Origin of the sequence: Paenibacillus sp. WLX2291 (assembly GCF_046603665.1) — a bacterium.
GTDB lineage: Bacteria > Bacillota > Bacilli > Paenibacillales > Paenibacillaceae > Saccharibacillus.
In genome coordinates this window covers 2,707,143-2,723,472 of the sequence record NZ_CP176755.1, presented here as the reverse complement: position 1 = coordinate 2,723,472, position 16,330 = coordinate 2,707,143, and the positions used below count along the sequence as shown (strand labels likewise).

Annotated in this window: 10 protein-coding genes; 8 read left to right on the top strand and 2 right to left on the bottom strand. The window is 37.8% G+C overall.

Annotated elements, in window-relative coordinates; all coding sequences use genetic code 11:
• Positions 1 to 53 precede the first annotated feature (53 nt).
• From ACDE64_RS11665 to ACDE64_RS11630, 8 genes are all read left to right on the top strand, one after another.
• Positions 54 to 992 carry a glycoside hydrolase family 43 protein gene (locus ACDE64_RS11665; RefSeq protein WP_411350142.1) on the top strand — a complete coding sequence of 313 codons (939 nt, stop codon included), beginning with the start codon at positions 54 to 56 and terminating at the stop codon, positions 990 to 992.
• Positions 989 to 1,600: an SGNH/GDSL hydrolase family protein gene (locus ACDE64_RS11660; RefSeq protein WP_411350141.1), complete on the top strand. Its 612-nt coding sequence runs from the start codon at positions 989 to 991 to the stop codon at positions 1,598 to 1,600. Before ACDE64_RS11665 ends, ACDE64_RS11660 begins: the two co-directional genes overlap by 4 nt.
• A gap of 276 nt (positions 1,601 to 1,876) precedes the next feature.
• Positions 1,877 to 5,530, top strand: coding sequence for a carboxypeptidase regulatory-like domain-containing protein (locus ACDE64_RS11655; RefSeq protein ID WP_411350140.1), 3,654 nt, complete (start codon positions 1,877 to 1,879; stop codon positions 5,528 to 5,530).
• 103 nt (positions 5,531 to 5,633) lie between these two features.
• Positions 5,634 to 7,139 carry a discoidin domain-containing protein gene (locus tag ACDE64_RS11650; RefSeq protein WP_411350139.1) on the top strand — a complete coding sequence of 502 codons (1,506 nt, stop codon included), beginning with the start codon at positions 5,634 to 5,636 and terminating at the stop codon, positions 7,137 to 7,139.
• A 220-nt stretch (positions 7,140 to 7,359) separates the two neighbouring features.
• Positions 7,360 to 9,699: a helix-turn-helix domain-containing protein gene (locus tag ACDE64_RS11645; RefSeq protein WP_411350138.1), complete on the top strand. Its 2,340-nt coding sequence runs from the start codon at positions 7,360 to 7,362 to the stop codon at positions 9,697 to 9,699.
• Positions 9,700 to 9,970: 271 nt separating this feature from the next.
• A complete protein-coding gene (locus ACDE64_RS11640) occupies positions 9,971 to 10,936 on the top strand; it encodes an ABC transporter permease (protein WP_411350137.1) in 966 nt (321 codons plus the stop codon).
• 1 nt (position 10,937) lies between these two features.
• Positions 10,938 to 11,813: a carbohydrate ABC transporter permease gene (locus ACDE64_RS11635; RefSeq protein WP_411350136.1), complete on the top strand. Its 876-nt coding sequence runs from the start codon at positions 10,938 to 10,940 to the stop codon at positions 11,811 to 11,813.
• Between the two features lie 33 nt (positions 11,814 to 11,846).
• The gene (locus ACDE64_RS11630; protein ID WP_411350135.1) at positions 11,847 to 13,349 is read left to right on the top strand and encodes an extracellular solute-binding protein; all 1,503 of its coding nucleotides are present in this window, start codon (positions 11,847 to 11,849) and stop codon (positions 13,347 to 13,349) included.
• Positions 13,350 to 13,714: 365 nt separating this feature from the next.
• Here the strand turns inward: ACDE64_RS11630 and ACDE64_RS11625 are convergent, their stop codons facing one another.
• Together ACDE64_RS11625 and ACDE64_RS11620 are read right to left on the bottom strand one after the other, a co-directional pair.
• Complete coding sequence (locus ACDE64_RS11625) at positions 13,715 to 14,266, bottom strand: hypothetical protein (protein WP_411350134.1); 552 nt, start codon at positions 14,264 to 14,266, stop codon at positions 13,715 to 13,717.
• A gap of 1,034 nt (positions 14,267 to 15,300) precedes the next feature.
• Positions 15,301 to 16,086, bottom strand: a complete 786-nt coding sequence (locus ACDE64_RS11620) for an aldo/keto reductase (protein ID WP_411350276.1) — start codon at positions 16,084 to 16,086, stop codon at positions 15,301 to 15,303.
• Positions 16,087 to 16,330: the final 244 nt, after the last annotated feature.

The window sequence follows — 16,330 nt, the reverse complement described above, 5'->3', positions numbered from 1 at the left end:
ATGATATTGAGCCATAACTATTGAATTGTAGGTGAAGGGAGATTATTTGCAATATGAAAAACGGAACCATATGGTACGACAATCATGGGGAAACAATTCAGGCACATGGCGGGGCTATCATTCAGTACAATGAAGTATATTACTGGTATGGTGAGCATAAAGGAAAACCTAATATTCCAGGCAAACAAGCAGTACCATTGATCGGTGTATCTTGTTACTCATCACCTGATTTGATTCATTGGGAATATGAAGGATTGGCATTGTCTGCTGTTCCGAATGATCCAGATAGTCCGCTTGCTCCCGACCACATTTGTGAACGTCCCAAAGTTCTTTATTGTGAAAAAACAGATACATTCGTTATGTGGATGCATCTGGATAATCCTGCAAGAACGTATGCCGGTGCTGGTGTAGCGATTGCCGATGATCCGCGAGGTCCGTTTACCTTCTTATCGAGTATGAAGCCGAATAGACTTGATAGTAGAGATATGACTCTATTTCAAGATTCGGATGGCACTGTTTATCTAGTTCATGCTGCCAACTACAATCGAACGCTTTATTTCTCTTCATTAACAGATGACTATACAGCTCTGACTGGGCTTACCTTTCCTGTTTTAATAGATCAATATCGAGAAGCTCCAGCGATTATGAAGAAAGATGGAACATATTACATGATCTCCTCAGGTTGTACAGGCTGGTCTCCCAATAGCGCTCTGTATGCGGAAGCGGATTATCTGATTGGACCTTGGAAGTTGATTGATAATCCGTGTGAAGGTCCTAATTATCGTCAAACATTTGGGGGGCAGAGTACATATATTTTTTATGTAAACGATCAGCCGCATCTAATGTTGGATCACTGGAATGCTGAACACTTGCAAGACTCCGGTTATAGTATTCTCCCGATTACTTTCGATCACAATCTATTGACCGTTCGATGGCAAAATGAATTTATGCCGCTTGCTTCCGTAAATAGAAACGAGGAAATTCGAAAATGAAGGATCTATTTATTATTGGCGACAGTATTTCTATTCAATATGGTCCCTATTTGAAACACATGTTAGAAGGTCATTACCGCTATGATCGAAAACGCGGAGAAGAAGCTTTATATGATCTAGATCAGCCGATAGGCGCAAATGGGGGAGACAGTGAACGAGTATTACAATATTTAAAAAGTGAACAACATAACAATATTCGTTATGATGTACTATTGCTAAATTGTGGTCTGCACGATATCAAAACGGATAGATATAAGCGAGAAAAACAAATAAGTTTGGAGCAATACCGAGAGAATTTGCAAGAAATATTACGCGTTGCTGATCAAATGGCACAACATATTATATGGATTCGTACGACCGATGTTGTTGATGATATTCACAATCAGCCACCTGCCACTTTTTTTCGTTTTCACGACGATGTTCTTGCCTATAATGCCGCAGCTGATGAAATTATGAAATCGGAAGGCATTTCCATTATCGATTTGTACACATTTACTCGCTGCTTTGAGAAGAGCGCTTACTGCGATCATGTACATTACACAGAACAAGTGAGGCAACTGCAAGCAGCATACATTGCCGGTTACTTGGAAAACTACTATCTAATATAGAAGAGATTCAGCCGTTCTTTATGAACGGCTTTTCTTTTTACATAATCATGATTACTGATGACCATTCCAGAAATATGAAGATTTACACCCTATTATGTGCAAGCTAACATGCAAATGTAAGCCCTTGCAATACAAGTATATATAGCTCTTAGCACTTTGTGTGAAGGAAGGGGGAATGAAATAGAAGAGTAGACCAGATTGACATAATCAATACAAGGGTTGCTTAAAGGTATGACTTCACAGGACATCGGTATATCAAAAGAGGAGGGACAACTATTGAAAAGTTGGACACAAACAAATCGTCAAATTCGCAAATCTATCTTCGTTTTGCTGGCATCCTTGCTAATGACGAGTTCAATTACTACTGGTAAGGTGCAAGCGGAGGATATTGAAACATCAAATTTGTATAGTAGTGTTGTAACTAAAGCTGGTAATGATACCATCAAGCAATTGGGAGAAAGCATTCGAAGTGACGCTGCCAATGCTCAAGTTATTACTCCAGATCCTGGACAAGTGACTGGCAAGATTTATTATATTGCCGTTGATGGTAGTACTAGTAATAATGGCTTAAGTCAAGCTCGTCCATGGCCGATCGAAAAAGTAAATGCGACGACATTTAAACCTGGCGATCACATTTTATTCAAAGCAGGCGATTCGTGGAAGTTAACCGAATCTATACATCCCAAAGGTTCAGGAACAGCCAGTAAGCCTATTGTTATCGGTGCTTATGGATCTGGGGCAAAACCAAAGTTCTCTGCAATAGACATTGGTGTTCCATGGAAATTCACGGATGGAAGTACAAGGTATGCTTCCGATGCACTATATTTGGAGAATCAGCAGTATATCGAAATCCGTGATTTAGACATTAGCAGTAAACCGGCAGGATATACGGGAGCGGTATCAAGTAGTCAGGCTGCCATGCGTGCAGATCGACGCGGTATTCATATTGTGGGCGGAAATAATAAAACGGCAACTGAGTTAAAAGGGTATTCGCTTCACGATCTGTATATTCATGATGTTGTGGGGGAGACTAATGGAGTAAGTGGCACGGGCTGGGACCCTTCCAAGCGAACAGCGGGTATTTTATTTGAAATCATTGTTAAAGGAGACAACGGATTACCAGTCATCTCAAACTCAGTCGATGTTTCGGGATATCAACCTACCTGGTTTTCTGATGTAACAATGGAAAATAACGTACTCATCGATAATTCTTTTGGTGGAATTATTGTTAAGCAATTGAAAGCATGGGGCGAACGACAGGATGCCAGCGCTCCTTCCTATGATTATGATGGATGGTATCCTAACAGGAATGTTACGATTCAAAACAATTATGTAGATAATGATGGTAGCAATTATGCAGGCGATACAATCTATCTCACCTGTACCAAAGATTCGGTTATTCGTCATAATGTATCAAGAGGAGCTGGCACTAGCGCTATTGAATTATATTACACCGATAACATTACTGTAGAGTGGAATGAAGTGTTTAAAGCAAGAGAAAAACAGGTCGGTGGTGACTCCAACGCCATTGATCCGGACAGAGCTTCTACCAATGCACTGATTCAATACAACTATCTCTATGATAATGGTGATGGCATTTTACTATGTGGATTCACTTACGGTAGTGCTGTAGTCCGCTACAATGTAATCAAAGATAGTGGTAAGGGAAAGCGATATCTAAATGTTCATGGTGTCAAAGGTCATAACTATGTGTACAACAATATTTTCTATAATTCTGGCACCAGTGAAGCAATTTTTGTTTCTACATCCGGTGATAAAAATTCGTATTTGAATGATACAAATAATTTCCATTATTTTTCGAACAATATTTTTTATAGTCCACGAGCTTCTGCAAGAATCGATGACGGAACTAGTCTCGATTTTAGTAATAATGGGTATTACAACGTTTCATCTGTACCTGTGGAAGACACATCCGCTATCATTGCTGATCCTCAATTCAAAGATGCTGCGTCTGTTACAGGTGGAGTTGGCAAAACCGCCAGTATTAGCGGACTTCAATTACAACCTCAATCCCTATTTATCAATGCAGGCAAAACGATTGCAACTGATACCAAAGGTGCTCATCCTAATACGACGATTCCTGTTGGAACAATCAAAGATGTAGCAGGTAAGTCTATTTCTGCTGGCGGTGTAGATCTTGGTATTTATGAATATGTAGGAACCGATAATTCGGTTGGTTATCTGAGAGGATATACGTATGATCCATATGGCAAAGTCAAAGCTGGTGTAACAGTAACAGCGAAAGCAGGTAGTAAAGTGTACACTGCTACTTCGGATGCTAACGGCTTCTACTTCCTATCTAACATCCCTATAGCGACCGATCCCACTGTTACAGCATCTTTACAAAATTACGCATCATCAACACCTAAGTCGATTCACCTTTTAGGCGGTGATGTCACTTCGCTGAACTCAACACTGGGTGCAAGTACTGCGACGACAGGTACGATTTCAGGAACTACTAACATTGCTGATGTAACGATAATCGTGACAGATAAGAATGGAGCAAGTATTGGAAAAGCTACAACCGGGGCAGATGGAACGTATACGATTGCTAATGTTCCTGTTGGAACCGGATATACAGCTACAGCCTCAAAAACTAATTTTAATAATGCAGTCCAAAATGCAATAGAAGTGCAAGCAGATCATATCACTGTTGTGAATTTTACTATGTCTCAGGTAGTAAAAGAATTACATTACTTTTTAAAAGAAAACTTTAATTATGCGACAGGTAATTTTGCAGGTAATGACATTTGGAATGCAAGTAATGCAGGCGGAACGATTGAGATTGTAGCAGATAAGCAAGGTAGCAAGTATTTGAAATTAAACAAAACAGCTAACACTAATGATGTAAAAATATGGAATAAAACACCACTTCAAGCAAAAGGCATATTTACCATTGAATCTCGAATTATGCGAACAGCAGACAATGGAAGCGGAGCTAGTCAGTTTGCAATATATAGTGGTGAAGGCATAAGCAGCAGTGGAGTAATTAGTAACTCTATGGCAAATGTTGGATTTAGCAGAAGCAATTTATTTATTCAAGCAACACAAGGTTCTTCCAACAATACTAATTACACGTACAGTAAGAATCAATGGTATACCACGAAAATGGTTGTTGATATGGATACAGATACGTTTGATTTTTATATTGATGGTGTATTGAAAAAATCAGGAGCACAGCTTCGCACAGTAGGCGATGCGCTTAATTACTTTCAAATTTTTGGTGGTGCCAACAATGTTGGTGATCTATTAATTGATTATCTATGGGTATATCAAGGTGAACCGACCACCAATGATGTGCAGGTAACGAATGTAACAGTAGACGAATTAGGAGATAGCCCACTTGCTTACAATGCCAGTACTCGAACATTCACAGCCGATTCGGAGATTCCTTATCAGTATGACACTGTAAAGATGCATATTACTCCGTCCAGTCCATTTGCCAAAGTATCGGTCAATGGGATTGAGCTAGATCGTGTGGATGATGCTGAGTATGTTGATGTACCAGTAGCAGCAGGAACGAATACTATCAAATTTACAGTGACAGGTGCGGATGGTTCAACATCTCAGACCTACACGATTTCACTGGAAAAGCAAGATTCAAGTGTTCTTGCGTATTTAACAGCGCTTCGTATTTCGGGTCTTACACTGGATCCTGAATTTGATGGCACCGATCCTGAAGAATCGGTAGCTGTGTATTCCGCAGGAACAACCACAGAAGCAACGCATACTCTTAGTTATACGAAAGTTAATTCGAATAGCACAGTAGTCGTTACGCTGAATGGAACACAAGTATCGGGTGAAAGTCCTGTTTCATTAACTCTAGCGCCTGGTGACAATACCATTCTGCTTGATGTGACAGGAGATGGAGAGTTTCAAACGTATCAAATTACAGCCACTTTGCAATAAGACACGTTTTGTAATCAAACACAACGTGGAGAGGATTCGATGTATCTCCACGTTGTTAGTTGCATGAAATATTCCATCTGTTATGGATACAGAGGAGGTCAAAATGATGTTCAAACCTGCTTTTAGAAAAGTAGCATCCATTGTGTGCTTGATCACTCTGTTTATTGGAATCTTAACTATACCGATTCATGTGAATGCAGAAGCAGAGACTGTGGCGCCAAGTACTGATATTGCTCAAGGAAAAACAGTCCGTTCAAGTAGTGCTCAGAGCGGATATGAAGCAGCGAAAGGCAATGATGGAAACACAGCAACTCGCTGGATAGCGAAAACAAATAGTTCGGGAGAGTGGTGGGAGGTTGACCTAGGCAATGCTTATTCTGTGAACAGTACGCAAATAATGTGGGCGAAAAATGGCATTGTCTATCCATATAAAATTGAAGTATCGACTGATCATTCCCACTGGATTACAATTGTCGATAACACAAATCAATCGAATACAGACCAAATCCAAACCAATTATGCTTATGCAACAGCTCGTTATGTGAAAGTCACAATAACGGGTACTGTGGGAGATAATGAGGTGAGCTTTTATGATTGTAAAGTGATGGCTGGATATAATGGACCTGTTATCGATCCCGAACGTATGCAAAAGGTAACGGGTACAAGCCCGATTCGCTTTGTGGATAGTGATCTGGCACCCGGTAATTATGATATTACGTTATTACTAGGAGATAACACTTCTAGTAGTTCTGCATCTGTTGTCGGCGAAGCGCGCCGAGAAATGCTTGCCAACTTTACTACAACTGCTGGTACTGTCTCGACTCAAACGTTCACAATGAATGTGCGTAGCACAGAGTCATATCCAACATATAGCAATCCGGGTACAGTAGGGCTTAATTTCTTACTGTCTGGAACAGCACCCAAATTGCAAGGGATTGGGATTGCACCAGCGCAGCATCCTAATATGATCTATCTGATTGGCGATTCAACTGTTGCCGACTGGCCATCTGGACGCAAAGAGATCGGCTGGGGACAAATGCTACCGCAGTATTTCAAACTAGGTACAGCTATCGCTAATTACGCCGATCCAGGCGATAGCACCTCTTCATTTTTGAGCAATCCTTCTTTATTCAAAGCTGTTATAGCGCAAGTACAAAAAAGCGACTATGTGTTGATCCAATTAGGTCATAACGACAAAACAACAACTAAGGAAAAATATCAAGCCAATTTGACAAGTATGATTACTCAGATTAGAAGTAAAGAAGCAACACCTATTCTGATTACACCTACGGTAAGAAGATTATTTAATGACGATCAAGCAACATTGAGTCCGACAGCACTTCATATTAACAATGTAGGTGTAGATCTCGTCGCAGCTATGAAAGAAGTTGCTGTTACTCATAATGTACCATTGATTGATCTAACAGCCAAAAGTAAAGCAATGATCGAATCACTAGGCTTCGAAGCATCTAAAGCAATCTATTTAACGGTAGAAGCAAATGATAATACTCATTTTAGTAGATACGGTGCAAATGAAATGGCGAAATTAGTAGTACAAGGAATGAAGGAGCTTCAACTACCTCAGGTTGCCAATCTTAGAAATCCTTAATGTAATCTTGATCGTAATGAAAGGACGATTAGATGGGGAAATACGATACCATCTAGTCGTCTTTTTCTATTACACTTGTTCCATACATGGGAAATGGAATAGATATCGGGAAAATTAAAGATTTACATATACGTTAAAAGAAATTATCATATGCTAATATTGATTGTAAGCGCTTTACGAATATACATAGGTAAGAGTACATCTAACAGGAGCGTGCAAAATGGCATCGAAGTCACGAAACATTCGAGATAGCGTTATATATTCATGGTTAGGATCGTATCTATCAATCCTTTTAATTCCAATGATTATTAGCGGTATCTTGTATATACAATCCGTAGCCATTGTGAAAAATCAAGTAAACAGTATTAATGAAGCGATGATTCAGCAGCTACAACAAACTATGGATGGTCAGATTTCCAATTTGGAGAAAATCAGTACTCAAATTGCGATGAATCCCAAATTGATCAGTTTGCAAAATAACGAACTTGCTACTAGTGATTCCGACATCAATTTCGCTTATACTGAGCGAATCAAACAACTATTCCAAGACTTCAACATTTATACGCTTTCCAACAGTTTTATTAAAGGATTTTATGTGTTTTTTCATGATAGTGATATTGTGTTGAGTTCCAGCGGCTATTATCAAAGTCGTGATTTTTATGATTCGGAATTTCGCACACATAAAGAGTCTTACGAAGACTGGCGAAGCTCTATTCTTAAACCGTATTATAACGATTATATTGTATCTTCTCCTTCATTGAATCAAAATGAGAAGACCATTACGTTGATGCGCTCATTACCTCTGCAAAATACAACTTTTAATGCGACATTAGCACTGTCCATCAATCCTAATGAATTATCAAAATTAGTAAACAGTGTAAACTGGGCAAATCAAAATATGTTTTTTATTGTTGATAAAGAGAATCACGTATTGTATGGGACTCAAAATATCGAACTACCTAGTTTTATGCATGATGAGCAAATGACAGATCATCATGGTTTTCTATATGGAACGTTGCAAAACAAAGAGGTTGTTGCAACATATATCAAGTCTGCTTCAGGACAATGGAATTATATTTCTCTTACACAAACGTCGTTATTTTACGAACGCGCTGCATATATCCGAAATTTGACTATGGTTTGTTTGTTTCTGTGTATATTGATCGGCGGAGCTGTTGCTTACTGGTTTACGAGAAAAAACTATAGCCCTTTATATCAGCTGATGCAGAGTATTTCTTCCAATAGCGGATTTCGCTTAGAAAAAGGGCATAAAGAGTATCGTTTTCTAAGTGAAGCGTATTCGCATGCGATTAGCGAAAAAAAGCGTTCCGTCTTACTGCTTGAACAACAAATGACAGCTATGCGTTCTAATTTTATTACCATGCTGTTAAAGGGAAGGAGTGGTAGAGTTATTCCGGCAGACGAGTTATCAAAGATGTATGGAATATCATTCGATGCTCCTTATTTTGCAGTAATTGTTTTCTATCTGGACGATTATAGCCAGTTGATGGTTCATGCGAGTGATGAAGAAAATGTTCGTTTGGCTGAATTTATTATTCATAACGTTACGGAAGAGGTATTGTCTAGTGGTCAACATCGTAGCTTTACTACAGAAACAGACGGTTTATTGGCTTGCTTAATGAATTTAGAAGATAAAAATATTCATGAATTGTATCGTGATATGGAAGAAGCAATCATCACTATACAGAAGCTATTGTTCCACAAATATCAGATCCATCTGACAGCAGCAATTAGCGAAATCCATCAAACACCGCAGGCGATTGCCGAAGCTTATCAAGAATCGCTAGAAGCCATCGAATATAAGCTATTTAGACAAAGTGGAAGTATTATAAGATTTGACACAATTAAGCAGACTGTTTCTTCGCCTGGTGCGTATCATTACAGCTTAGAGACTGAACGTATTCTAACCAATAGCATCAAATCGGGAGATTATACTCAAGCAGAACAAATCGTAGATGAGATTTTTTTGAAGAATTTTGCTGATGGTGATACTTCTCTGCAAATTGCAAAATGCCTGATGTTTGATCTCGTAGGAACAATGATCAAAACGATGAACGAATTGAGTTCCGTTTATGAACCTGCCTTTGTAGATGAATTGAATCCTGTTGATCGTTTGTTGACATGCCACAATTTAAATGACTTGCGTTATCAAATCACGTCTATTCTTAATAAAGTCTGTTCTGTAATCAATGAAAATAATAAAGGCAAAACTCAGATCAAATTGAAAGACAGTATCGTTGAATTTGTTCAATCTCATTATGCTGATGGAAATCTGAATTTGACGATTATTGCAGAGCATGTAGACTTGAGTACCAAATATGTATCTGCTTTTTTTAAACAGTCAACCGGAGAAGGGTTAAATACTTTTATTAATAGAGTAAGGCTCTCCAAAGCAAAAGAGTTATTATCGGAAACGAGTCTTACCATAGCAGAAGTGGCAGAAAAGGTTGGTTACAACAATAGCAACGCATTGATCCGTGCCTTCAACAAACATGAAGGAATTACGCTAGGACAATTTAGAGAACTTGATCGAACTTGATAAGATAGATTTAGAGCGCTCTCAAATGAAAACGAGGGCGCTTTTGATTTGTAGTGATTGGCATCATCTATACGTATGATAGATACCATATGGACATATGGATTGAATCGCATATCGTGAGTCTTATAATCATACTTTTTGATGATATTCCGGGATAAATGGAGATTTACTTGAAGGCTTGCAAAACGTTAAGATGCGATTGTAAGCGCTACAAAAAAAGAATGCAGATCATTTAGAGGAGTGGATGAAGAAGTGATTATGGTGATGCAGCATGGGTAAGATTAATAATTTATCATATGCGAGTAAGTTTTCAGAGAAAAGTCATTCCAAGCGTGCACGATTATGGAAAGATATTGTTCGAGATCGCTGGTTATATCTTATGTTAATTCCTGGTGTCGTATTTTTTCTGGTATTTAAATATGGACCGATGTATGGACTTATTATGGCTTTTCAAAATTATCAACCGATCGCTGGTTTCTCAGGAAGTGAATTTGTAGGTTTCAAGCATTTTACCCGTTTATTTAGTGAGCCTGTATTTTTGATGCTGTTCAAAAATACATTATTGTTGGCATTGTATAACATCATTTTCTTTTTTCCGGCTCCTATTGTTCTAGCTCTTTTATTAAATGAAGTGCGACGGAAATTTTTCAAAAATACGATACAAACACTCGTATATATTCCGCATTTTATTTCATGGCCGGTCGTTGTAGGTTTATGTTACGTTCTATTTACGTCCGACGGCGGAATCGTGAACGATCTGCTTCAACGATTTGGATTTAGTGATGTGAACGTACTAATGAATCCAGATGCTTTCCGACCGCTAGTGATCATTCAGCAAATTTGGAAAGAGATTGGTTGGGGAACTATTATTTTTCTTGCAGCATTGGCAGGCGTCAATATGGAATTGTATGAATCAGCAGTTATTGATGGGGCGAATCGGTTTAAGCAAATGTTTCATATTACGCTTCCTGCTATCAAAAGTACCATTGTTATTTTACTGATTTTGCGAATGGGCACATTTCTTGATTCTGGATTTGAGCAAATTTTCTTGATGGTAAATTCACTCAACCGCGATGTCGGCGAAGTGTTTGATACTTATGTATACTCAGTTGGACTTGCTGGTGGACAATTCAGTTATAGTACGGCTGTTGGATTATTCAAATCGGTGGTCAGCCTCATTCTAGTGGTATTGACTAACCGTATCGCCAAAGCGCTGGGAGAAGAGGGGGTGTACTGACATGAAACTTAGAGCTTCCAAAGGAAGCGCAATATTCGATGCTGTCAATTACAGTTTTTTATCGATATTTGCCTTACTTATGCTATTACCGCTCATTTACGTACTATCTGGTTCATTCACATCTGATGCCGAATTGGCAGTAAAGAAAATCGTACTCATTCCGACGAACCTAACGCTAGATTCTTATCGCTATATTCTTTCTTCTGGTGTTATCTTTACCAGCCTACTGCGATCAATTGAGATCACTGTAATTGGAACCGCTATCAATATATTTATGACAGCGCTGATGGCTTATCCGCTTTCCCGTCGTACGCTTCGAGGCAGAAGTTTGATCATGAAGTTGGTCATTTTCACAATGGTATTCAATGGTGGAATGATCCCAACATACATGGTTGTTAAAAACCTTGGAATGTTGAATTCATACTGGTCATTATGGTTACCTGGCGCAATTCTCGCATTCAATCTCATCTTGATGAAAAATTTCTTTCAAGAGTTACCAGATGGTATTGAAGAAGCGGCTAAGATTGACGGATGTAACGACTTACAGATTTTATTTCGAATGGCGCTACCTTTGTCCATGCCATCAATTGCTGCTTTGACTCTTTTTTATGCTGTCACTAACTGGAATAGTTACTTCAATGCATTAATGTATATTCAAGATTCCGATAAGTGGCCAATTCAAGTATGGCTTAGACAGATTGTTATTTTGTCTCAAGCGGGATTCGATGCCAATGCTTCAACATCCGGTTTTGTTCAACCTCCAGAAACGACAAAATTGGCAGTTATTGCCGTAGCAACTGTGCCGATTTTGTGTGTCTATCCATTTTTACAGAAGTATTTCGCGAAAGGTATTACATTAGGTTCTATGAAAGGCTAATTCCATATCTCATAATAAGGGGAATGAACATATATGGTGTATAAAAGAAAAGCATGGCATACCGTGGTTGCTGGAGTATTGACTCTCAGCATAGTAGGAAGTTTAGCTGGATGTGGTGGTGGAGAAGAAACAGCGCCAATCCAATCCTCTGGAAAGCTGAAGGTTACGTTTACAAGTCCATTATATGATGCGCAACCATATAAGTTAGAGGGAAATCCAGTTTTTGAAGAATACGAAACATTAACGAAATCTGATATTTCTGTCAACTATGTACCCAATGCCAACTATCCAGACAAATTAAATTTATCACTCGCTAGTGGTGATTTGACAGAGATCGTCATGGTGCCTGCTAGTTTTATCAAGAGTACCGCTTTTGTTAATGCAGCAAGAGGAGGTACATTTTGGGATATTTCAGAAGAGATTCAAAAGTATCCGAATATTATGAAGAATATGAGTGATGTTACGATAGAAAATACGTCAGTAGACGGTAAACTGTACGGAGTTCCCATTCCGCGTCCAACGGCTCGAGTAGGATTACTGTATCGTAAAGACTTGTTTGATAGTCTTGGTATTAAGGTTCCAACCAATCTCGAAGAATTTTATGATGCAGCGAAAGAGATGAAAGCGAAAAAGCCAGATATTATTCCGTTCTCTTATTGCGATCAAATAACAGAAACAACGTGGAATGGTTTGGATTTATTTACCGTTTCGCAAGGCGGCTACAATATTTGGGGAATCAAAGATGGAAAAGTTGAACCTTATTATCAAACTCCGGAATATATGAACGTAATTAATACCTTTAAGAAAATGTACAATGAAGGACTTATGAATAAGGATTTTGCTATTGTACAAGGTGCAGAGAAGAAAAATGCTATTTCTACTGGAAAATCAGCAATGTTTTTTACAGCATATGATGATCTGGTCGGTATTCAAAAAAGTATCAAAGATATTGATCCCAACGCCGAGATTGGTTTACAGCCAGTAATGAACAGTAAAACAGACTCAACCAGTGGACACAACGGATTATTTGTTATTCCTAAAAGTAAAGTGAAAACTAAAGAAGAATTGGATGCAATACTGGCTTATTTTGATAGCGCTTTGAATAAAGATATTAATACGCTATTTCAATATGGAATTGAAGGAACTACGTATAACATAGTTGATGGCTCGCCCAAATTTGTAAGTGATGAAGCAGATAGTAAACAGCAAGAAGACAAAAAGCCTTTAATTATGATACGAATTGCTCCAATTGTAACCCGTTGGCCGAATGATACCAAAACAGAAACCATCGTCAAGGATGCAATGGAAAAATATGCTCCCGTAGCTGTACCTAATCTGGTTGATCCTTATATGTCAGATACCGTTATTGAAAAAGGCGGTGATTTGGATAAAATCATATATGATGCTCGTGTGAAGTATATTATGGGCGAGATTGATGATGCAGGATACAGTGAAGCTATTACAAATTGGAAAAATCTTGGTGGCAATCGAATCATTGAAGAGTATAATGCAGCCTATAGCAAACTACACGGATAAAAATCTATGACTTAATAGTGAAGCAGTCTCGGAGCTGTGAACCGAACAGAGCAATCTCAGTAGGCTTCAACGGAATTCCACCGTTATTCAGGAAACAATATCGGAGAGCTCCCGTATTGATAGAGTGCAGAGTAATCTTAAATTAGGTGGTAAATCGGACACCATCGTTCGCCCTAAGTTGACAACAAACTTGTCAGCTTAGGGCTTTAGCTTTTTCATACGAAAGAGAAGCACTTTCATTTGGAGTTGGCCAACAGTAGAAGAGATCATCGCCGTTATGGGCGTATTGGACGCTTATAGTAATACTATGCGTTATACACTAAAAGATGAAAGTTCAAAGGTTTTTCTTAATTTAAAACAAGCTACTAGTATACCGTTAATCCGTCTTCTATATATTGTAATAGCTTAGATGAATGATTATAGTATTTTATTTTCATTTTTTTTAAAAGTTCAGTAGCTTTCTCGCCTCTAATCTCACCGAGTGCACAAGCCAACTCTATGAGTTCATCTTCCAACAAGGGATCCGACTCTACTGACCGCTCCAATAAAGACTCCAATAAAAACGAACCGTCTTCGTTTCTCAATCCACCAATGATCATGATCAGGACGAGCCGTATACTTTTCATACCGAGCAGATCATGTAGTATATCTAAAGCATAGCGAGGATTTCTAAGCCCGATTGCGGTAATAGCTTCTAGTAATTCGAATTCAAAATCCTTCGGATCAAAGCGTCCCAAATCGGGAGGATACAATAAAATGTCAATTAAAATATCGAACGAATCGTCACCAAACGTATCGTAGACATCCGTTTGCATTTTAAGATAATCCTCAAATGTATCCATTTTTTGGTATGGACCAATTCCATCGCATAAATGTTTGATACCATCTACAATGGTATCTCTATCGTTTCTTATCATATGTAACTTCCTTTCGACGTACTATTTTTCTGCTACAAGTTCATGAATCGTTTATGAAGTTTCAGATCCAACCCAATCTAAGAAAATCTACAATTTCAATTTGATACTGCAAAGGTGAAGGGAGCTGTTGAGTGTTCGACAGTTCCTAATGGAGATGCTGGCTCAACAAAGCAGTACTCTATTATTTACGACTGGAGGCGCTACAATCTATCTAGTACGAATAATGGGGAATGTCAAAATTGCAATTTCAGGAGTTTAAGATAAAATCACTGATATTTGGTACGACATATATTCTAATAGAGATTGTTTTAAAGAGTATATAACAGCAGACAAAGTATAATCAATAAAAGTGAATGTGTGAATATTACTGTTTTTAGTGCAAATGGAGCAATCGGACGAACATAAGAAAAATATTTAGAATACTTGATAGGTTTTTAATAATTGGTAAGATCTTAGCAAGCAGAATGAACATCAAGATATGTCCGAATTTATATTGGTAAATGAAGATTAGAGACAGCACTAGAGCAATTCGCTTATCGAAATGAAATGTATAAATGGTTTATTAAAGTTTTACATTTGAGAAAAAGAAATAAAGACTGAGAGGTAAACTAATTCTTAAGAAAGCTTAATATAGGACATTGATTCTCAATTTATACATATGTACAAAATACGAGTTTTGTGATTATGTACACATAAAATTAAAAACTAGCTATAGATTCTTGATCTCATTTCCAAACTCTTTAATAACTTTTGTATAGTAAAATAATCTCCTTTATAATCGTATTTTTATTATTATTTATTACAACTCTTATGTGTCGAATCAAATAAACTTAAACTGATCATATCCTTACTTATCTTCAATCGAATTAGCAATCTAACTTTATAAAAATGTAATTCGCTCACTTGATTTCAAGCCATACTAAACATTGCAAGCTTCTAGTGCAGTCTATTTATATAGTTGAATTATAATAAATAATGACAATCGCAAATTTGTATATGATCGCCATTATTTATTATAAAATCCATTTACATGGTCAATTGTCTCGAAACTTACTCATGTCAGGTATTGGTAGTTTTTCATCTTTATTCAGCGAAGCAATGTTCACTACTTCTTCATCTGTCAACATAAAATCAAAAATAGTAAGATTCTCCACTATTCTGGTTTTATTAAACGATTTAGGAATAGTTACAAACCCACTTTGAATATCCCAGCGAAGGATAATTTGAGCGACTGATTTATTGTATTTTTTTGCAATCTCAAGAAGAATTGGTTCGTCACTCAGTATCCCTTTCATCAGCGGAGACCATGCTTCCATCTGGATCTGATGAAGATTACAATATACACTAAGTTCTTTACGTATCAAGTGAGGATGAAATTCGATCTGGTTAACCATAGGTTGAACGATAGCAACTGCTTTTAACTGCTCCAGATCAGCAATCTCAAAATTGCTAACACCAATTGCGCGTACTTTCTTCTGATGATATAACTCTTCTAATGCTTTCCAAGTTTCTAAAGATTTCCCTTCTACAGGCCAGTGAATCAAATATAAATCCAGATAATCTGTTTTCAGCGCTTTAAGGCTTTTATTAAATGCTACTAATGTGGATTCGTATCCCTGATCTCCGTTTGCCACTTTGGTTGTGACGAAAATATCTTTTCGGCTTACGCCAGATTCTATAATAGCTTGTCCAACTTGATCCTCATTTCGATATGCGGTTGCCGTATCAATGCTGCGATATCCGTTTTGTAGTGCATATTTTACTGACTCTATTGCGTTTTCACGTTCTGCTGTCCAAACCCCAAGACCCATCCAAGGCATTTTCACACCATTATGTAATATAGTAAAAGTTTCGTTCACTCTCTACTCCTCCTAAACTGTGTTAAAATGAAACATTTCATTGTAAGCGTTCTTTTCTCAAGTATACCAAATAATACGACTGGTATTGCATCCGAAATCTACGAAGGGTTATGTATATACTCTATGTTTACTCTAATTAGCTTATCTATCTTATGTTACTAAACAAACACTTATATTATTAAAAATGCGCTGCATGGAATATGCA